Origin of the sequence: Novosphingobium sp. (assembly GCF_049240505.1) — a bacterium.
Taxonomy (GTDB): domain Bacteria; phylum Pseudomonadota; class Alphaproteobacteria; order Sphingomonadales; family Sphingomonadaceae; genus Novosphingobium.
In genome coordinates this window covers 1-19,622 of the sequence record NZ_JBMLSM010000207.1, presented here as the reverse complement: position 1 = coordinate 19,622, position 19,622 = coordinate 1, and the positions used below count along the sequence as shown (strand labels likewise).

Genomic DNA, 19,622 nt, shown 5'->3' with positions numbered 1-19,622 from the left:
ACCTCGTAACACTGGGTGTCGCCTTAGCTCGTAAAACTGGGTGTCCATTGACAGCTCGCGGCGCGAGACATTGGCTAGCCAGTTTCGGACCTTGCGCAGCGCGCGGATCGCATTGCCGCCATGCTCTTGGATATCCATGCCGGCCAGGTCCGAGATAAAGCGCTGATATCGGTACTGTTCGATGTCCAGAACCAAGACCCTCTTGGCTTTCTGAGGCTTGCCTCCGTAGCGCTTCGCCCCAAGAAATATCCCAAGCTCAAGCGGCATATTGAAGCGCGGCAGGTTATTCACCAAGTCCAGTTCGGTTCGCGAAAGATCGTGAATACCGTAGCGGCACTCTTCGATGAGCCCGTAGATCTTGTCGATCCGCGTCTGGCCGCCGTCATCAAGTTCGCGCGCGGAACGCGGGCGAAAGCCGCACACCAGAATCGCAAAGATCAACGCGCGGAACGCTGGTTTGAAATCGTCGTCAAACGGACAGTTGATGAAAACGTCGTCGGTCGACGTCAACGGATCTGGCACGCTACGCCTTCTTCGTGAGGACGCTTTTCACTGCGGCTTCGATTTGCTTATCCGAAACCACGCCCTTTTTGGTCGCTACCGGCACCAGGACGTAGCGGCCCGTAGCAGCGCTGCGTCCGAGAACGGCGGCTTTGCGATTCTTGATCGGGGACTGAGTGGCTACTGGCATACAAAGAATGTGCTCTCGACAGCGCCAAATAGCAATCCCCAGACCGGAAATTGTGCCTCGCCGCTACCGCCACCGCGTGCCGTCCGCCGTGTCGAAACTGATCGCATCCGCATACGGCTGCAACACTTCGCTGGGGATCGCATAAGTGATGGGCAAACTGACATCGCCGGAAGTGAGGCCAATGGTGACCATGCCCAGAACGGCACCCGTCCGGGGATCGCAGACGACGCCGCCACTGATGCCTCCGAGCGCGACTGAGCTGATCTGTAGCAGCCGCGTCTCGCCTGTCCGAATGGCTGGGATGATCGCACTTATAATACCTTCGAAAAATGAGGGTTGGATCAAGCCGCGGTTGGTCTCATTGGAGAAGAACATGGCCTTGCCAAGCGGAAACCCGCCGATCAGCACGCGGTCACCGACGCCGAGCTTTGTTGAATCCCCCCAGACGACGGGAGGAACCTCGTAAGGGGCGTCGGCGTGGTCGGTGGCCGGGCAAACGAGGATGCCTGCGTCAATCCCGGGCCCGCCGTCATCGAACCGCATGTCGTAATACTTCATCACCGCGGCGAAGGGATAGGGGCGCTGGGCTTCGATTCCCCCGAGCCGCGTGTTGGCCAGAATGTAGGCTTCTCCTTCTTGGAGCCGAAGCTGCTCGATCACGTGCCAGCAGGTATAGAGTTTGCCTCGGCCCGCCTGGAAAGCGGTGCCCTGGATATCCATAACCAAGTCCTCATGTGCATCGTCCTGCAGCGTGACATGCAAGGACATGTCGCCCTTCGGCACACTGACCTTGTTTCCGACTGGAACTACTGAGCGCGCGAGGCGCGAAATAGGCGTTTCGCGGCCTCGCGAAGCCCACGGTATTCGATCCAAGATCGTCTTCAGGTCGTCCGATTTCCCAGCTTTCGACCACTTTTTGCCCAATTGCCCATCTCCCGGAAGAAATATTCATTCCCAAGCATCGATTTGGGCAATCCTTGGAGCCCAGCAGTGCAACCGGCATGCATACTGAATGAATGGCAAATTGTCGTGATCGCTCTCTTGATTCCGGAATGCCGCCAAGGTCCGCAATCATCGCCATACACCGGGAGAGCCCAGCTATTTGAAAGTCGCCAGAACAGCCGCCCTCCCAGTTGATGGACTGCCCACTACCAGCGTGTGTCGCTGTAAAATTTCGCCGTGAAGGGCGTGCTTGGCGATCCTCTTCCAATTGTTAAGAACTGATCGAACATATGCCTTCGTCTCGCCGATGTCCGGAATGCGGCCTTCACTGAGCGCCCGACGCTCTGGACCTGCATTGTACGCTGCCAGCGCAAGGTCAATTCTGCGGAACCGGGCTAGCTGCTTGCGCAGATAGCGGGCTCCACCTCGCAAATTGCTCATCGGCTCAAACGGTCTTGCAACCCCCATCGCATGGGCTGTTCCGGGCATGAGTTGGGTTAGCCCTTTGGCGCCCGCCCTGCTGATGGCCAGTGTTCTGTAACCCGACTCCTGGGCGACCACCGCTTCTAACAGACTTGGCGAAATACCGAGTTCGCATGCCGCTCTCACGATATCGGCGTAATGCATCCGCCGTCGTCGTTCGACCTTGGCAGCGAGCCAAGGTGCCGGAACATATGGCGCGGAAGGACAGGACGAATAGGCAAGTTGATACTGCGCTGGTATCGTCCGCGGATCGGCTGTGGTGCGGAGAAAGAAGCGTAGTGCCTCTTCTACAGAACTGCTGGCCCCCGAAGCCGACTTTGATTTGCGCAGGTCGTCAACATTAGCAGATGTTGCTGGCGCAAAAACCATCAGCTCGACAGATTGCGCATGAGCTGACGGGGCAAATCCGAGGGCCACCAGACCAAGTGCCAGATACCGAAACATTCACGCCTCCATGGGCGTGCCGGCTCGGGAGGAATTGCGCGAGGAGCATCTGACTCGATCCAGCGAGCTAAGTCAAACGCTGTCGGGACCAATCAACGAAATCTCGGCTCAGGCCGTCTGCCGCCGGACCTGCAATTCGAGTTCGGCTATGCGCTCTGAGCAGATTGCGTGGACAACGCGACCGAGTTCCTCGACCTGCACAGCAAGCCAGGCCAGTTCCTCGCCAGAAATCCGGTAATGCTTGGAATACCGCGCCTTGACGTAGGCTTCCTTGAGCTTCTCGAACATTGCGCGCTGCTTGCGGTTGTCCGCCGGCCACACATGGACAAGCCGCCGATCGAGCCGCTCGGCCTGGGTGCGCAAGAAACCGAGATTGTGCACGTGCGGGGTGTAGAACGTCACCGTGAGCAGAACACAGTGATAAAGAAACTCACTGGCTTGATGCAGATCGAAAGCCGCCTCTTTCAATCTTCCTTGACCCAGAGTGTATTTGGCTGTGTCCAAACGGCCCGCTGCAGCCGGAAACCATTCTTCAAAATATTCCTGTGCCATCGCCACCGCCTGCTGCGGTGTCTTGGGCTTCGGCTGATGCAACTCCTCCTCGTCCGCCTGGTAGAGCGCGATTCCATCCCGGGCGACGTCGATAAAGAAATAGCGCCCGTGGGCCAGCCCATCGTTCACCTCGCCCAGCGTGTGGACGATGAAGTTGATGGGCGTTTTGAGTGTGCCGGTCACTCCGTACTCGCGCATCAGGCGCTCATCGAGCCGTGACCAGTACTTTACCCGGTCGGTCAGCCGCGCATCGTTGACGATGATGAGCAGGTCGTAGTCGGACTTGTACCCCTTGGCGGTGTGCGGTTCGTCGACCCAACCGCCGCGCGCATAGGAGCCGTAAAGCACCACCTTGAGGATCCGGCCCTGTTTCTTCCATTCGCGGCGCGCGAGAGCAAAGCTGTCTTCAAACTCCTCGAAAACAAGCTGCACGACGCGCTCAAGCTCACGTTGCTTGTGTGCTGGAAGATGATCGAGACCGGTGCGCATCGTGCCGTCAGCCTAGCAGCAATTGGCCCGTGATGCACCAATATGAATTCTGTTTAACGCATTGTATTCTGGCAATTTATCAAGAACTATGTTTCTCTTCCGGGCAGTTGCGGGGCCGTGATGCAATTGATTTGCGTCGAGCTGCTGCTCCTGAGTGACCGGGTCGCCGCTGCGCATGTCCAGGCCGAAAAGCTAAAGGCTGCGGTGTGGGTCCCCAACGATCCGTTTCATGTCCCGGTCATTTCATATCCCTGTCCCAAGCCGCTCAAAACAAAGCCATTATAAAATGGCTGGCAATGCCGGTCGGGATCATCCTTGGCCTGCGACAATGGAGTCGCATTTAGCCAAGAAGGATGAAGTTCATGACCGAGAACACTCCCCGCGAGGACACCCTGATCGATCTGGGTGAAGCCTCGACCACCACCAAGGGCCAAGCGATCGTCGAACTCGACGTCAGCGGTGGCAACCTCCGGTTCCTCCCCGGCATCGCTGCCGAGTGACCGGCTCGGGCGCATGTCCCAGTTTCAGGGCATGCGCCCTTCGGCGCAATTTCCCATGAACACTCCCCTCCCCGCATTGAGCTTCTGCGTCATCGAAGATACGGCGCTGTTCCTCGATCTGGCTCGCGACCACTACTTCCGGTTGCCGGAAACTGCCAATGCCGCTTTTCTCGCCAGTCTGATCAATGGCGTGGCATTTGCCCCCGCGTTGCAGTCAGCAGGACTTGACCAGTTCGTTTCACTCGCTCCACTTCGCGCACAAGGGGGTGGCATCCATCCCCGAGAGGCCGCCGATCTGCAGGGATGCGGCTTCTCGCCTTCCCTGATCGCTCGCGCGCTCTGGGATCAGCGTGCTATCGAGCGCAGGCTGGCCAGACGTGGCTTGCACATGGTTCTGTCAGAGTTGCGTTCAGTGCTGTGCTCGCGGCACGCGCGCAGACCTTTCGGTGCGGAACACGCCGCACTGGTGAAGGCCTTCGAGGACGCTGGGCTTGTTCGAAGCGCAGTCGACCGATGCTTGCCCCGCTCGATCGCGCTTGCGCGCTTGATGGCGAAATCGGACTGCGCTTGTCAGGTCATCATTGGCGTCAAGCTCAGGCCCTTTGCCGCCCATTGCTGGGTGCAGGCCGGTCACCTCCTACTTAACGAAAGCGTGGAAGAGGCGGCGCGCTACACACCGATCCTGGTCCTGTGAAACCGGTCCGCTTCCTGCTGACCTGGCCGAACGCGAGTGCGGGCAACATCGAGCACTTCGCTTTGTCGACCGGTTCCACGATCCGTGTTTCAGGACTCGATGGCCCTCGCCTGTGGGCTGAGCAAGAGGAGCACGTTCTGGAGGCTGGCGAACGCGCCGTCGTGATCGGCTATCTGTTCGAGAGGGCGACCGGCCGACGTGTCACCCGCCTGCCCCGAGAAATCCTTCAGGCTCCTGACGCATCAAGTTTCGCGACATGGCTTACGCGCGAATATTGGGGCGCCTATGCAGCCCTGCTTATCGATGGGCCGCATTTGTGCGTTTACCCGGATCCGTCAGGATTGCTGCCGGTTTACCGGTCGAAGACCGCCGAGGGCCAGGCATGTACAAGCGACCCGACGCTGCTGCATACGCATTCCGTTTCCAAAGCCAGCGTTTCCTGGTTTAACCTTGCCTCGCATCTACAACGGCCGGATTGGCGCGGTCAGCGAACCTGCCTTACCGACATCGAAGAAATGCCCGCTGGACACATGACGTCGTGGACCAAGGAAAGCGCAACGTCCGTGGCCGTGTGGAACGCCGCACAATTCATGCCGGGCACAAAGACACGACCTTTTGACGAACTGGCCTTCGAATTGCGCACGTCCGCGCAAAGCGTCATGCAGGCATGGGGAAATGTATCTGGCCGCCTGGTGGTATCGGCCTCGGGCGGGGTCGATTCCTCGTTGATCGCCGCCGCGCTTGCGACGACCGGGCAGGACTTCGCCTGCATGACGATTGCAACGGGCGATCCCAGCGGCGACGAGCGCGTGCCAGTGCGGACGCTTGCCAGTGCGTTGGGCGTCGAAACCATCGAGGCTCGCTACGATCCCCGCATGATCGATCTGACCGTTCCGGTTTCGCTGGGCTTGGCACGCCCCTCGGGCAAGGCGTTCATGCAGGAAGTCCGGCGCCAAGCAATCGAAGCCGCTGGCCGGTTTGGGGCAAGCGCAGTCTTCGATGGCAATGGCGGCGACAATCTGTTCTGCTATCTGCATTCTCCGGCGCCGATCCTCGACCGCTGGCGCAACGAGGGCCTGTCGCGCGGCACGGCGGCAACTTATCTCGACATGTGCCGGATCGCGCAAACGACATTGCCAGCTATGGCACGCGCATTGGCCTTGCGGGCGCGGCTCGGAGCTGGACCTGCAGCCTGGACGGCTGATCGGCGATTGCTGGCAAGCGATGTGCCCGCCTGTGACGCGCCGGCTGCAATTCAAGACATGGCACTGGCGGTTCCGTTCAAGCATCCGGGCAAGGTCGATCATCTGGCGTCGATGCTGCGGACGCAAAACTTCATCCATCCCGCCAGCGGTGCTGCAGACCCGTTGCAGTTCTCCCCTTTGATGAGCCAACCCGTCGTCGAGCTGTGCCTGTCGATCCCGACATGGACCTGGTGCCAGGGCGGAATCAACCGGGCACTTGCCCGTGCAGCGTTCTCGCAAGAACTGCCCGCTGCCATCGTACGCCGTGTGTCCAAGGCCGGTCCTGACAGCGTCATGCGCGTGATCTTCGCCCAGAATCGGGCGCTGATCCGGGACATGCTTCTCGGTGGCCTGTTGAGGGCCAACGGACTACTCGATGCAGTCGCGATTGAGCAGGCCATAGCCAGCGACCCACATGGAGAAGACCCGATAATCTATCGGCTGCTGGACTTTGTCGAAGCTGAGGCTTGGGCGCGCTCTTGGCAGCCTTGATCTGCAGCCTTGCTCAAGTGCCCATCTGGTCATCCGCAGCGCAGGGCAGCAGGCGCAGGCGCGCCTGGCATGGCCTTCCAGCGCTCGTACTGATCGCGCTTGTCAGGCGAGCAATCCATCTCGTGCATCAACCAGAAGCGAAACCAGTCGACCGAGCGCTCATAGATCGCAAGCCGATGCGCAGGTTGCCATTTGAAATGCGGCTCGTTGTCCAGCACGATCATCTCGACGGCCTTGCCCTGCTTGCGCAAGGCAGCAAAGACATCGAGACCCGCCTCGTATTCGCTGTCGCCTGTCTGGATCAGAATCGGTGCCTCAATCCTGTCCGCGTTGAGTACCAGCGACATCGGCTTCCAGAAATCCGGGGCGGCTGCCTCGAAGAAGCGATAACCCATTTCGCGCCCCAACCTCTCGAAATAGGGGCCTGCCGCCAGAGGATAGGACACCATATCCTCGCAGCACGCGCCGAGGCTTGCAACCTTGAACAACTTCGAATTGATCAGCGCCCATTGGGTAGTGGACGTTCCGTCGCTGAAACCGCTGATCCCCATGCGGTCGGCATCGACAGCGCCAGTGGTGATGGCCTGTGCAATGGCCATCTCGAGCGAGGACTGAACGCTTCGACGATCGAGCCAGTCGGTGCGATTGCGCGCGCGCAGTTCGCTCTCGTCCTTTGCTTCCATGACCCAGGCCGGAAAGTCTGGACGGGCAAAGCTCAGCACCGCAAATCCCTTCGCGGCGAGCACCTGGACAGGGACCTCGTCACCGGTGCCGCCGCGAAGGAATCCGTCGCTGCCGTACTGGACGACAACGAGGGGGTGCTTCTGCCCTCGCCCGTGATCCGGCGGGAGCACGAGGTCGGCAAAACTTTCCACACCAAAGGTATTGCGAAACCGTAACCGCTGGACCGCGCCGAGTGTGAACCTTGACCAGTCGCGGTTCGGATCGTGGATCAGGCGCTCCCGACCCGTCGCAGGATCAATCGCGACGAGGCGGCGGGGTCGCGCGGCACTCTCGCGCGCGCAGACAAGCTCGGGTCCAGACATCGTGCAGCCGATCAAAGCATCTTCGGTCACGAAAACACGTTTTGGGCGAGGCCAGGACACGTTCCAACGCAGCAAGCCTGTCTGGCTCTGCCCCCATCCGGTCTTCTGCAGCACGTAGAGGTCCCCAGTATTGGCTGCCCACCACAGGTGCCGCGCGCCGTCGCACAGCGCCGTGTCACAAAGCCGGGTTGCACCGCCTGGCAGTCGCAGGACAAGGCGGGTCGGCGCGATCAGTCGACCGGGGGCCTTGCTTTCTATCCAGGCGGCGCCGCCATCCCCTCTCTTTGTAAAACCCCGCGCCCCGACCGGGATTTCGTCGCCCGGAGTGGCGCGCTGGTTCCCGAAGGCACTGATTTCGGCATCAGTGGCAGGGCGCACAAGACCAGCATCGTCTACCGCGGTATACGACATGACCATCGGCCCTGTGGGCAAGGGACGATCCGCAAACTGCGGCGAGAAGCGATCGTCGAACACAAAGCCCGTCCGCGCCTCAGCTCCAATCCGCGCGTTCGTTTCACGCAGTGATGGCCGCGTTTGCGCAATGAGTGCCTTCCCGTCTGTGCTCCAGCGAAAGTCCTCGACATCGTCGGGCAGAGCCGTTGCTTGCCTCGCCGGAGCGTTGCCGGCCACGTTCACGGTCCAGACCTGGGTCTGTTCCGACACGCGCTTGAGAAAGGCAATACGCTGGCCATTCGGAGACCAGCGCGGGGTGATGACCTGAGCGTACCCTGCGCCGACAACAGGGAAATTGCGCAAGGCGAATGTCGCGCGGATGAAAGCGCCGCCGCGGTCAATCTCTCGCGGCGGCGCTCCCTCTCTGACCAGGCTCGCGACCATGAGCTTCTGGCAGAAGGCATTGGCTTGCGGATTGGCCCGGCGCACGAGGAAGGCGATTTGCTTCCCGTCGGGCGATACGCCAAATGGGCTGGCAGATTCGTTGGGATCCGAACGCCCGATGTCGGCCATAGTCGCCAAATCGCCGGAAGTGAGCTCGCTGCCCTTGTCCTTGCCTGGCCTCAAGGCTTCCCCTTCAAGCGACAGGCAAGGGTCGACTGCTGCAGACGTTTCGGGGACGGAAACCCCGGGCATGACAGCCTGAACCAATATGAGCGCCGCGCCGGCCAGCATCACCATCGCCTCGACACGCCAAGGGCCACGAAGCGGCCAATCGGAGAAAAGTTTGTCGAGTCATAGGGTGTGTCGGTCGGCCCCGTCGTTCGAATGATCTGCGGCTTCTTGTTGGCGATGTTGTTGACGACAAGCGAGAGGGCCAGACCCGGTTCGTCACCTATACCGGCAATCGCGGTATAACGGAGCGCAAGATCGACTGTCGCTTGTGATGCAATGCGCACAGGCGTCGCGAAGCGGCGGTCGGCAAGCGCACCGGTGTAATTGACATAGGCCGACGCCAGAACCTCACGCGACTGGTAAGCGACGCTGCCGCGACCGCGGAACTTCGGCGGATTGAACAGGGTCCCCGCAAGATCGGCCTCGGGCAACGCCGCGTTGACCTGTTGGCCGCTGTCGAGCCACGAGCCGGCAAGATTGGCCGTGAGCGAACGACCCGATCTCAGGTCCTTGCGCCAGTTGAGAGACGCATCGACCCCTTTGATGTTCTGAATGGCGACATTGAGATTGCGATTGTCGACCAACGCGACGACTGCGGCGGGATCATAGGCGCGGCCCGTAAAGTTCTGCAGACCGAGCTGTGCCCCTTCTATGAGCTGGCTCAGTCGACCTGCATCGGGATCGCGATCAATCAGCGAAGCGTAAGCAGGATCGGTAAAGGCAGCTGCGATCGAACCGGCAATGGGCTGGACGACCCTGTCGCGATAACGGATGTCAAAATAGCTCGCTTCGAAGGTCAGGTTTGGCAAAGCAGCGGGGGCAATCACGAACCCGGCGGTCCACGAACGCGCCCGTTCGGGTTTGAGAACAGGATTTCCGCCGCTGGTATACAGAACCGCCTGAGCGCCTGTGCCGGCCCCGAAGGCTGCTGCAGGCAGGAGGTAGGCCTGGTACCCGACATATTGTTGGTACAGCGTTGGCGCCTTGAACGATCGCGCCCACGAGGCCTTGAACGTAACATCGTGCACGGGCGCGTAGATCAGGCCCAATCGCGGCGTCGCAACCTGTGCCATGCCCGGGTAGTCTTCGTAGCGCATGGCGGCTGACAGGCTGAGCCGGTTGATTCCGGCGATGCCATTTTCTGAGGCAACAAAGGGCAGGAACACTTCCCCGAATCCATAGACGCTGTGGCGCGACACCTCGAAGGCTTGCGCCAACGTCCCTCCGACAACCCGGGTGAAGTTCATGCCATTATCGCGATAGCCGCCGCCGATGGCGAGGCGAGCGGGACCACCAGCCAGTGCGAAGAGTGGGCCGCTTGCATTGACTTCTGCCGAAGTGGCATCGTTGCAGTAGCAACCCTGGGTTACCGTGGGCGTGCTACCCGAGGGGGTGAAGGTCGTATGGTAGCGAGTGCGGTCGCGCCCGAAGGCGCCCAGGAGCTTGATGCTCCAGTCACCTCCTGCTTCCAATCGCAGCTCTGGAGCGATGGAAAACGTGGTGACCCGCGGCGAGAACAGATAGCGCGCAGATGCGGTACCGCCGATCGTACGCGATGTCCGCCTCGAATAGAGCACATCCATGCTGAAGGTGAGGCGCTCACCCAAATCCTGGTAAAGCGTCATCAGCGCGGCGTGCCGCCTTTGCTCCGGGTACAACGACGCCCGGGCGTCGAGCGAGGATGCGTAATTGCGCTGCTCGGCAGAGATCGCGGAATTGTGCGCATAGTCGTAAGCCAGCATGGCGCCGCCGGAGGACCACTGCGTGCCGCCCACGACATCGGCTTGCTGGCGAAAATAGCCGCCATCGGTTGCGGCGCCGATCTGCGCCGACGTTGCAAGGCCGCTATAGTTCCGCTGCAGGATCACGTTGACGACACCGGCCACCGCATCGGAACCGTAGAGGGCCGAGGCACCATCGGGCACAACTTCGATGCGCTCGAGCGCCGCAACCGGTATCGCGGAGATATCGACGCCACCAAAAGCCGAATCGTAGGGCAGCCTGTGGCCGTTGAGCAGCGTCAGTGTTGCGTCTGGTCCCAGGCCGCGCAGATTCGCGCTGGCTGCCGAGTTGACGTTGGTGTTGATCAGGCCCGCACCCGTTCCAACCCCCGGGTTTTGACCACCTGCAAAGTTCTGCGGAATCGCCCGCAAGGCCTCGCCGGTATCGGTCTGCCCGGCAGCCACGATGGTCTCGCGCGACAGCCTGATCACGGGCGCTGCCACTTCGGCACCACGGATCAATGATCCTGTGACGACGATCGGCGCATTGTTATCCCCAGAGAATGCAGCCTCGCGGGGCATGGTAACGACGATCGTACGGTTCGAAAAACTCGCCTGTAGTCCACTTCCCGACAGAAGCCTGGTCACGGCCTGTTCCACCGTCATCCTTGCGCGTAAGGGTTCGACCCGACGACTGCTGACAGCCTCGGCCGGAGCATAGACCTGCCACCCCGCCTTGGCGGCAACAGCCATGAGCGCTGCACCAAGATCAGTCTCGGAGATCTCGAAATCATAGCGCGCTTCTTGCGCCTGAGCGGGCGTTGCGATCAGCACGGCGCATGCGCCGCCAAGCAAACTGGCAAGCAACCGGGGTGAGCAGGTCATCGATAGTTCCCTCATTCTCGTTGATCCGGTTGCGCGAGAGCAGCCGGGCTATGAGGGCAATGACGTCGGGATCGGCCGTGACCCTAGTTGCAATTGCAAATAAATTTTCAGGGTCGGTCGATGTAGAATCCCTCGGGACGTTCCGAGACCGTCAGGGTAAAGACGCGCGCCATGTTTCGGGCAACCGCGGATGGATCGACGATCCGGAAGCGGCCGGAAATGCGAAGGCTACCAAGCGCTGGATCCGAAAGAATGATGGGCTTGGCAGCGTAGCGGTTTGCGGTCTGTGCCAGGTCAGACAAAGGGACGCTGCGATACTGCACCCACCCTTGCGGCCAATCTCGCTCATCTGCAGCAAAGCGCGGCTGCAGCGGCTCGGCCCGGCCTCTCGCAAGACGCATGGACAGGCCTGTGGGAAGCGCATGCCCGCCGACGACATAGCCTGCGCTTTGCAGGACGGGCCGCGTTATGGCCTCTCCTGCATAGAGCTGCACGTATGGCGCATTGCCACCGCTCCAGCTCACATCGAAGATCCCGTCTCGGGAGACGATCTCGCTGTCGCCCACACGCACCACCCATTCAGTCCCACCGCCGGGAAGGCGCAACTGGGCACGTCCCTTGACCACGGTGACAACGGGCTCGCCGTCTTGCTCTTCGAGGTGCACTTCAGTCGCAGAATCCAATGCAAGGCTTGCGCCTTGCGCGAGTTGCACGGTGCGCATCGTGCCATGCCTGGTAGCGAATGTGGTGGCACGCCCATCTGACGCAGTCTGTTGCAGCTTGAGCAGTGGTCCCCTGACAACACCTGTGACAAGGGCGACAGCGACACTTGCCGCAAGAGCGCCCGCAATCCATGAACGGGTACTCAGACGGAGAAGCGGCGGCCGACGATGCCGCGGCGCGGCCGACCTCTTGAGCACCTCAGCTCCATCAAATGTGGCAGCCACCTGCTCAAACGCCGCGCGGTTCAGCTCGCTTGCGTCGCGCCATTTCTCGAAATCCAGACGGTGTCGATCTGCTTCAGGTCCGCGCAGTAATACAAACCAGCGCGCAGCCTCGTCGTTCGAATTGGCGTTGCGCTCCCTGTCCGATCCCCCCTCACGACTCATCGCTGACGGCTCACCTGTGCGCCGCGAGACGTCTAGCAAGATGTGCAAGCGCCTTCGACATGTGATATTCGACCCCCGCTATGGTGAGGTCCGTCGCTGCAGCAATCTCCTGATATGTCAGCTCATCGACCCGGTGCATCAGGAAAATGTCGCGCGTCCTCTTCGGAAGTGCTGCCATGGCCGCCTCGTAGCGTAACTGCAACTGGGCAGCTTCAAGGATCGCTGCCTGATCGGCAAGATCGGGCGAATGCTGCGCTTCGTCGAACTGGACCTGCGGCCCTCGCCGCTTTCGGACACGCAACGTGTCAATCAAGAGGTTCTGGGCAATCCGCCAGAGATAGCCTGCGGGGTTCTCCAGGCGCTCACTCTGACTTCTGCCCAAGGCTCTGACAAAGACATCCTGCACCAGGTCTGCGGACGAATCTGGCCCCGCCTTCCAATCGAAGTAGCGCTTCAATCTGGCCTGCTCTTCGCGGTACGCCTTGTCGAGCGTGCCTTCGCGCGCCGCTATCAGCGCAGGCGACGATCTGGTAGGAGACACATTGGCACCGAAGCCGGCATGATCCCGGCAGCCCGGCAAGGTAGTTGCCGACTGCGTTTGGAGTCAGGTCTGCGTCGGCCTTAGGTGGCGGTGACCGACCGCCGGTCCATCGGGACAGGCGTGCTTTATGCCTGGCGGAATTGTGATCCGGGCAGCTTATGCCAGCTGTTGATGCTGCCTTCCGAAAAGATGGCGCGATTGCATGGACTTGGCAAGCGCCAATGACCAACCGGCGTCAGCTTCTGGTCGGATGGACTTGCTGCAACATGGCAACGAGGCGTGGGGCAGCAGAAATCCGGCGCTGATGATAGCGCCGGATCGCCACAGCGCTCTTCTGACCGGACCAGTTCATCAGCGTGGCTTCGAGATCGGCGACTTCCTGTTCAACGTCGCGCAAGACCTGGGCCTCGATCCGCCGGAAAGGATGAAGGCGATCACCGAGTGACTCTATCGCGTCCTCCAGAGCCTCGTTGCGCGCGGCTGCGGCGATGCCGCTGAACAAAGCACGCGAGCGCAAGGCGAGGTCGGGTTCGCCGGTCCCGATGCCAGTGATCCCAGCTTGGCCCATGCGCTTCACTGCGAAGCTCACCAGCGAAAGGTTGAGCTTTAGGAGGTCACAAAGGTCGAATGTGCAAAGCCGCGGCACATGGAAGCCGAAACCTGGCCTCAGGTCCACCAAGCGCTCGCCAACAAGGCGATTGAGACTGTCGCGAACCGGGGTCATGCTGACGCCTACCAGGTCGGCGATCCGCGCGCTCTCCAGGCGAGAGCCCGGGTGCCAGGCTCCATCCAGCAACTTTTGCTTAATCGCCGTGTATGTCGGTTCGAGGACATGCGCCGGGCTCATCGCTGTGCCCCCTGCCGCCGCGCGAATTCCGAGAGCATCGCGGTCTGATCGGGTCGTAGTGCATCGACCGCACCGAGCTTGCCTCGCCTGCCGCGATTGAGCAACACGGACGGGCATTGCCCTTCGTAATTCCCGAGATTGGGACGATGCTGAGCATAGCCGACAAGCGCCGCGAGTTCGGGCGAGAATGTCCTTGCGACCTTCGGCGGATAGGCCAGCCACATGTTCTCGTATGGTTTGAGCCAGCCCAGACTGTACCCGACAACGATCGCGCGGCGGACGCCCGAGGAGCGGTTTGGACCTGCGCCATGAAGCGTCGAGCCCAGAAAGCATATGGCAGAGCCAGGTTCGCACTCCGTGATGACGGGCTCTGGAAGCTCCGAGAAATCCTTTGGCGGATCACGATGCGTGCCGGGGTAGATCCGAGTGGCACCGTTTTCAGACGTGAAGGGATCCAGAGGCCAGATCACGTTCAGGAGGTATTCGTGCGCCCCCTTCACCCCCGCCCACATGTCCTGATCGCAGTGAGGGAATTGCTCGAGTTCGCCCGGGTGGATTGCAATGGCCTGTGCCACGTTGAGCTGGATTCTGTCACAGGCGCAACCCAGCACTGCCTGCGCCAGGGCGAGCACAGTGGGCTCCATGACGATTTCCGAAGCCCGCGTCGATCGGCGCAGCAGGCTGCCGAAGCGCTTGGTCCGATAGCCATAGAAATGACCTTGGCCGAATGGGGTCGTTCTGAACGGGACCTCCAAGTCTCTAGCCAGATCGGACAAGATTCTCGGCGAAAGAAGCTGCGGGATGACGCAGTAGCCTTGCGCCATCAGCTCATCGAGCCATGGCTCGATTGTGATGGGCGTCATGCCGCTCCTCCCCTCGCGGCGGGCATTTCGATAATCGGCTCGGCAAAACAACCTGCCTGCTTGAGCCCTTCAAGGGTATTCCCGTCGATACTGATGTGCAGACCGACGAGCATTTGCCCATCATGTGTTACAGCATCGCCAAGCGCCCGGCATTGCCACCCGAATGTCCGGATTTGCCGATACCAGGCAAGGCCGGCGACACCGGTATAATCCGTGACACAGTTTCTCAGCGCGTACTGGACCAGCGCGGTCACGAGCTCGTTGCGCGCTACCTTGCGCTGTGCAGCCGTCAGCCGCGGATCAAGGCAGAAGCGGGTTATTTCCCGGGTCGCAGGTCCGGACGGAACTGGCCCGGGGCACAGCACCGGAAACATGTCTCGCAGGATGTGGGAGGTATCGGTGCGCAGCAGCCTGGTCGATGCCCGATGCTCTCCGTTTTCATCGAGCAGGATCAGGTAATCGGCATGCTGGTTGTCGAATTGATCAACCTCGTACTTGCCGGCAAGGACTGGCAGATCCCAGCGCAGGAGGTCGATAAATACCCGCTTGCGGGCGGCAAACATGGTGCGAAAGGCGTGGGCTTCATTCGCTGCGGCGTCAGTGAGGTTGAGCATGGGGCCATCTCCAGGTTGGGATGGCGCATCCAAACAGCGAGCGGACGTTCGCGGTATTCCCAGATCTGGGAATGGCGGAACTTAAGAAAGCTCTTCCCGGCGATCCTCTTAATCGAGGAGGTTGTTCCACCAACGCAGGAGGTCCGGAAAGCTGATCAGACCGTCATAGAGGGCGCAGAGGATGAGCGTCTGGCCACAGTGGACGTTGTAACGTTCTCGGGCATCCTTGAGGTGCTTGCGCACGGTAAACTCGGTGACGCCCATGATGATTGCAGCCTCTGCTGCCGTCTTCCCTCTGGCGGACCACAAGACGCATTCGCGCTGCCTGTCCGAAAGTGCTGGCCTGCAATCGTAGTGGCCCAGCCCTGCCAGTCCACGTGCGGCCGCTATCGCGATGCCTCCAAGCAGCTCAGCCACTTCCAACCGCTCACGGGGGAGTTCAGTTCTTGGGCCGACCACGAAGGAGCATGAGCCGCTGCCTTCGCCGGGTATGTGGCGAGGCACCGTGTATCCGTCTGCGACGCCGACGTGGCGACCAACAGACAGCATGCGATGATCGCCACTCGTCATGGGGATCAGCCTCGCAACGTTGCGCCATTCGAAGCCCAGCAGTGCCCTATCGCAGGCACGGCGCACCGGGTCCTGTCCCGCGAGGTCAAAGCAAACATACACCTCGGCCCATTCTGCCGGATAGTTGTGCATCAAGACCGACTTTCGCTCCTCAAAACGAACCCGCGGCTCATAGGCTACTGCGAAATGATCGAACCCGAGTTCTCGCGTGATGTGCGCGAGGCAGTCCGACAAGGAAGCTGAAGTCTTCGCATCGATCAGGTAGGGTGCAAATTCGCGAACGAGCGACAAAGGCATGCCTGACAATCGGCACCCCTGACGTAACCCAACCCGTCAAGGATGAACCGCCCTGCAACGCCCAGACCCTGGTTCCATGCCAACGCCTGCGGCTGTTTAACCAACGCGCTAGGCCGATTAGTGCCGAGCGTGCGTCCAATATATCGCGCATACCAACCGTGATCAACCGAAATAGTTTAAAGGACCTTTAGTTCACGTTGGGTTTGAGATGTCAGCAAGCTTCTCCACTTAAAAAAGTATTACTGCAAAACTGCACGAACTTGTGTCAGTGGATTATATTTTGAAGTACCAAATTCGAAGAATCTCGAGGCATCGTCCCCCACTCAGAGGATCTGACCTGCCACGGGTAATTACCTCTAGTTGCGATTAGAGTCCGGCCTGCGGAAGGACGGACGAGATGAAGCGTAAGAGGTTTTCATAGGAGGGGTTTCCGTACCGGTTTCGCCAAAAGTAGCGGTAAGGAATATCATTTAATATCAGTATGATGATCAAGCTGTCTATTCTCAACTACTGTTATTTCAATGACTTGTACATCCATCAGGTTTTCAAAGACTCTGCGTTGAATCTTCCATAGCCTCGTCGATCCGCAGAGGAGACTGGCCGATGGAGAGCTGGAGGGAACAATACCTGGGCGTCGATTCATTGCCCGCTTCTTTGACCCAGGCCGAAGTTGCCTTCTTCTTCAAACCAATTGAGCAAACCCTGCCATTTGTTGAGACACGCCGCCGACCACTGACCCGGCTCGGCTTGCTGCTGCACATCGGCTTTCTCCGCATGACCGGACGACCGCTGGCGGCATTCGACAGAATCCCACCAGTCATCCTTGAGTTCGTTGCCGATCACGCTGGCGTTCCAGCCCCCCAGATTGCAACGTTGCGCGCAATCTATCGACGCCGCATGTCCCTTTTCGAACATCAACGCCTGGCTGCCGAAGCCATTGGATGGCGGACAGCGGAAGACGGCGTGTTGCGAATGCTGACCGCCTTCCTGCGCCGCCAGGCTGAGACAGAGATCTCCCGACCAGATCTTGTGCGCCAGGCGCGTCGGTGGCTGTATGATCGCTCGTATATCTTGCCGGGGGAGCGGCTGCTGGAGCGTATGGCCGCCATCGCTCAGGATTATGTCCTGGACGGCCTCAAGTCGGAAATCGAAGGTGCGGTCGGCGCTGAGATAGCGCCAAGTTGGGCAGCAAGCCTGTCCGGTGCAAAACCAAATGGCAGCGGCGTTTCCATGCTCGACTGGCTGAGTGGGCGGCGATGACCTCGATCGCCGGGAAGGTTGGCTGCACGACCGAAACGCTGCGCCGCTGGTGCCGCGAGGAGGCGAGCCGACGAGCGGGGCCAGCGGCGCAGGTCGCCAATGACCGTGAGCGCCTCAAGTTGCTGGAGCGGGAAGTCAAGGAGCTGCGGCGGGCCAACGAGATTCTGCGCAAGGCGTCCGCGTATTTTGCGATGGCGGAGCTCGACCGCCACGGCAGATGATAATGGCGTTCATCGACGCCCATCGCGAGGACTTGGGTATCGAGCCGATCTGCCGTGAACTGGCGATCGCCCCGTCCTCCTACCACGAGCATGTTGCCCGTCTTGCCGATCCCGGCAGGCGACCTGCTCGTGCCCAGCGCGACGACGAGATGCGAGCACAGATCAAGCGTGTCCATGACGCCAGCTTTGGTCTCTACGGCACGCGCAAGGTCTGGCACCAGTTGCGGCGCGAAGGCGTAGTGATCGCCAAGTGCACGGTGGAACGGCTGATGGCCACCATGGGCCTGGCAGGTGTGCGGCGGGGCAAGAAGACCATCACCACGGTCAGCGATCCCAAGGCGCCATGCCCGCTGGACAAGGTCAACCGCGAGTTCCGCGTCAGCCGGCCCAATGCCCTGTGGGTGGTCGACTTCACCTACGGTGCGCCTCGTCCCGGATGGTCCGGGGTGCATATGACTGGAATGCAAAGGAGAAAGGAGGAATTGAACGAATGCCTTGCCCTCTGCTGTGAGGGGGCATGAGCCCAAGCGGCGGTGACCTGCCGTCAACTGGCAGGGTGACGTAGCCCGCAGGTAAAGGGGATTGAGGCGAAGCCGTTACGCCAAGATGGTCCCCGAGGCTGTAGCGCTGGAAGGTTGAGGAACACGAACCGGTTAATCCGCATCCGAGGGCTGAAATGTCGCCTTCGCCTACACGGCTTAACAGGCGGAATGCTGATGATGGCGCCGGAGACGTATGTCGGCGGCATCCGAATGTGGCCGGAAATGTAGCCCGTCCCCATGGAGCCATGGAGAGAATGCAGCCAGGCCATGGCATCGGCACCGACTTGCGGGACGCAAGGACAAGGACTGCGACCGGCAGCCTTGTATCTTGAAAATGTTGCATGATGCGATTGCGGGTTGGGTCGCTAGCGACCCAACCCGCGCCGTTCGCGAGCCCGCAGCCACCTTGGTTGCCTAGACCGCTGGGGAGCCTGGGCCCGGACGGATCTTCATCAACCCGCACGGTTGCGAGGGGTTCTACCCCGCACGCGCAAGGATGGGAACGAAGATGACGTGTCAGGCTGTGTTTGTCGGTATCGATGTGAGCAAGGCAAGGCTCGATGTGTGCCTGTGGCCGGATGGAGAGGCGCTGGAATTCGCCAATGACGGCAAGGGCATCCGCGCCCTGGTGCGGCATCTGGCCCGGCTCGGCCCCGCTGCAATCGGTCTGGAAGCCAGTGGCGGCTACGAGCGCGAGGCGCTGGCCGCGCTGTGTGCAGCGGGGCTGCCCGCACATCGGCTCAACGCATTGCGGGTCCGTCGGTTTGCCCAAGGCTGCGGGATCATGGCCAAGAACGATCGGATCGATGCTGCCGTCATCGCTCGCTTCGTCTCCTGCGTCCCGCAGCCCGATGCGGTCCATGACCCGGTTGCGGCAAGAATGGCCGAACTGGTGACGGCAAGGCGCCAGCTGGTCGAGGAACTGACCCGCTGCACAAACCAGGCATCGCGCACGGTGCATGGTGTGCTCAAGCGCATCGCCGCGCGGCGGATCGCACGTCTCAAGGCGGATATCCTGCTGATCGACCAGGCCATGGCCGAAGCAGTCGCCGCCGACGAACGCATGGCCCACCGCAACCGCCTGCTGCGCTCGGTTCCGGGCGTCGGGCCGGTCTTTGCCCATACCCTGCTCGCGCTCATGCCCGAGCTCGGCCAACTGACCCGCCGGCAGGCCGCATCGCTCGTCGGTGTGGCTCCGTTCGACTGCGAAAGCGGAACATTCCGGGGGCAACGACGCATCATCGGCGGTCGCAAACCCCTGCGCGATGCCGCCTACATGGCAGCCCTTGTCGCCGGACAGCACAATCCTGTCATGAAAACCTTCAGGCAGCGCCTCGCCGAAACCGGCAAACCGCCCAAGGTCATCCTTATCGCCATCATGCGCAAACTCATCTGCGCCCTCAACGCCATGATCAAACACGATCAACCATGGACCGCCTGACAAGACGGTTGCTCCCCAGCGCGCGAAAGTCCAGCATATGAACGAGGGAAGGCATGATGGAATGCC

17 protein-coding genes, 1 pseudogene and 1 other annotated feature are annotated in these 19,622 nt (G+C 60.9%); of the genes and pseudogenes, 6 read left to right on the top strand and 12 right to left on the bottom strand.

Features of this window, described 5'->3' with window-relative positions:
* The 4 genes from ACOVQ0_RS17100 to ACOVQ0_RS17085 all read right to left on the bottom strand — a co-directional run.
* Positions 1-522: hypothetical protein (locus tag ACOVQ0_RS17100; RefSeq protein WP_421887213.1), on the bottom strand; the 522-nt coding region annotated here is incomplete at its 3' end.
* A gap of 232 nt (positions 523-754) precedes the next feature.
* On the bottom strand, positions 755-1,615 hold the full coding sequence (locus tag ACOVQ0_RS17095) for a trypsin-like peptidase domain-containing protein (RefSeq protein ID WP_421887210.1): 861 nt from the start codon (positions 1,613-1,615) through the stop codon (positions 755-757).
* 174 nt (positions 1,616-1,789) lie between these two features.
* The gene (locus ACOVQ0_RS17090) at positions 1,790-2,560 is read right to left on the bottom strand and encodes a lytic transglycosylase domain-containing protein (RefSeq protein WP_421887207.1); all 771 of its coding nucleotides are present in this window, start codon (positions 2,558-2,560) and stop codon (positions 1,790-1,792) included.
* 108 nt (positions 2,561-2,668) lie between these two features.
* Positions 2,669-3,601, bottom strand: a complete 933-nt coding sequence (locus ACOVQ0_RS17085) for a nucleotidyltransferase and HEPN domain-containing protein (RefSeq protein ID WP_421887204.1) — start codon at positions 3,599-3,601, stop codon at positions 2,669-2,671.
* A gap of 362 nt (positions 3,602-3,963) precedes the next feature.
* On the opposite strand from ACOVQ0_RS17085, the gene ACOVQ0_RS17080 reads away from it, so the two are divergent.
* From ACOVQ0_RS17080 to ACOVQ0_RS17070, 3 genes are read left to right on the top strand one after another with little or no spacing between them, the layout of a single operon-like run.
* On the top strand, positions 3,964-4,101 hold the full coding sequence (locus tag ACOVQ0_RS17080; RefSeq protein ID WP_168905529.1) for a benenodin family lasso peptide: 138 nt from the start codon (positions 3,964-3,966) through the stop codon (positions 4,099-4,101).
* Between the two features lie 13 nt (positions 4,102-4,114).
* On the top strand, positions 4,115-4,795 hold the full coding sequence (locus ACOVQ0_RS17075) for a lasso peptide biosynthesis B2 protein (protein WP_421887201.1): 681 nt from the start codon (positions 4,115-4,117) through the stop codon (positions 4,793-4,795).
* On the top strand, positions 4,792-6,531 hold the full coding sequence (locus tag ACOVQ0_RS17070) for an asparagine synthase-related protein (protein ID WP_421887198.1): 1,740 nt from the start codon (positions 4,792-4,794) through the stop codon (positions 6,529-6,531). The genes ACOVQ0_RS17075 and ACOVQ0_RS17070 overlap by 4 nt, the downstream gene beginning before the upstream one ends.
* A 29-nt stretch (positions 6,532-6,560) precedes the next feature.
* On the opposite strand, the gene ACOVQ0_RS17065 is transcribed toward ACOVQ0_RS17070, so the two are convergent.
* From ACOVQ0_RS17065 to ACOVQ0_RS17030, 8 genes are all read right to left on the bottom strand, one after another.
* A complete protein-coding gene (locus ACOVQ0_RS17065; RefSeq protein WP_421887195.1) occupies positions 6,561-8,711 on the bottom strand; it encodes an Atxe2 family lasso peptide isopeptidase in 2,151 nt (716 codons plus the stop codon).
* Entirely contained in the window at positions 8,705-11,251 is a 2,547-nt protein-coding gene (locus ACOVQ0_RS17060; protein ID WP_421887193.1) for a TonB-dependent receptor domain-containing protein, read from the bottom strand. Before ACOVQ0_RS17060 ends, ACOVQ0_RS17065 begins: the two co-directional genes overlap by 7 nt.
* 107 nt (positions 11,252-11,358) lie before the next feature.
* Positions 11,359-12,360 carry a DUF4880 domain-containing protein gene (locus ACOVQ0_RS17055; RefSeq protein ID WP_421887191.1) on the bottom strand — a complete coding sequence of 334 codons (1,002 nt, stop codon included), beginning with the start codon at positions 12,358-12,360 and terminating at the stop codon, positions 11,359-11,361.
* Positions 12,361-12,370: 10 nt separating this feature from the next.
* Positions 12,371-12,817 (bottom strand): RNA polymerase sigma factor, encoded by a 447-nt coding sequence (locus tag ACOVQ0_RS17050; RefSeq protein ID WP_421887188.1) that lies wholly within the window; start codon positions 12,815-12,817, stop codon positions 12,371-12,373.
* A gap of 319 nt (positions 12,818-13,136) precedes the next feature.
* Positions 13,137-13,748, bottom strand: coding sequence for a GntR family transcriptional regulator (locus ACOVQ0_RS17045; protein WP_421887185.1), 612 nt, complete (start codon positions 13,746-13,748; stop codon positions 13,137-13,139).
* Positions 13,745-14,611 carry a phytanoyl-CoA dioxygenase family protein gene (locus tag ACOVQ0_RS17040; RefSeq protein WP_062342903.1) on the bottom strand — a complete coding sequence of 289 codons (867 nt, stop codon included), beginning with the start codon at positions 14,609-14,611 and terminating at the stop codon, positions 13,745-13,747. Before ACOVQ0_RS17040 ends, ACOVQ0_RS17045 begins: the two co-directional genes overlap by 4 nt.
* A complete protein-coding gene (locus tag ACOVQ0_RS17035) occupies positions 14,608-15,225 on the bottom strand; it encodes an acyl-homoserine-lactone synthase (RefSeq protein ID WP_062342901.1) in 618 nt (205 codons plus the stop codon). The genes ACOVQ0_RS17040 and ACOVQ0_RS17035 overlap by 4 nt, the downstream gene beginning before the upstream one ends.
* Positions 15,226-15,333: 108 nt before the next feature.
* Positions 15,334-16,092, bottom strand: a complete 759-nt coding sequence (locus ACOVQ0_RS17030; protein WP_039335484.1) for a LuxR family transcriptional regulator — start codon at positions 16,090-16,092, stop codon at positions 15,334-15,336.
* 603 nt (positions 16,093-16,695) lie between these two features.
* On the opposite strand from ACOVQ0_RS17030, the gene ACOVQ0_RS17025 reads away from it, so the two are divergent.
* The 3 genes and pseudogenes from ACOVQ0_RS17025 to ACOVQ0_RS17015 all read left to right on the top strand — a co-directional run bounded on the left by ACOVQ0_RS17025 (position 16,696) and on the right by ACOVQ0_RS17015 (position 19,556).
* Positions 16,696-17,352, top strand: coding sequence for a DUF4158 domain-containing protein (locus ACOVQ0_RS17025; RefSeq protein WP_082734391.1), 657 nt, complete (start codon positions 16,696-16,698; stop codon positions 17,350-17,352).
* Positions 17,334-17,992 (top strand): annotated as a pseudogene (locus tag ACOVQ0_RS17020) (IS3 family transposase); the annotation flags it as partial. The gene ACOVQ0_RS17025 and the pseudogene ACOVQ0_RS17020, both read left to right, overlap by 19 nt.
* Positions 17,531-17,645: a sequence feature (AL1L pseudoknot), on the top strand. (Overlaps the previous pseudogene by 115 nt.)
* A 619-nt stretch (positions 17,993-18,611) precedes the next feature.
* Positions 18,612-19,556 carry an IS110 family transposase gene (locus ACOVQ0_RS17015; RefSeq protein ID WP_421887180.1) on the top strand — a complete coding sequence of 315 codons (945 nt, stop codon included), beginning with the start codon at positions 18,612-18,614 and terminating at the stop codon, positions 19,554-19,556.
* The last annotated feature ends 66 nt before the right edge of the window (positions 19,557-19,622 follow it).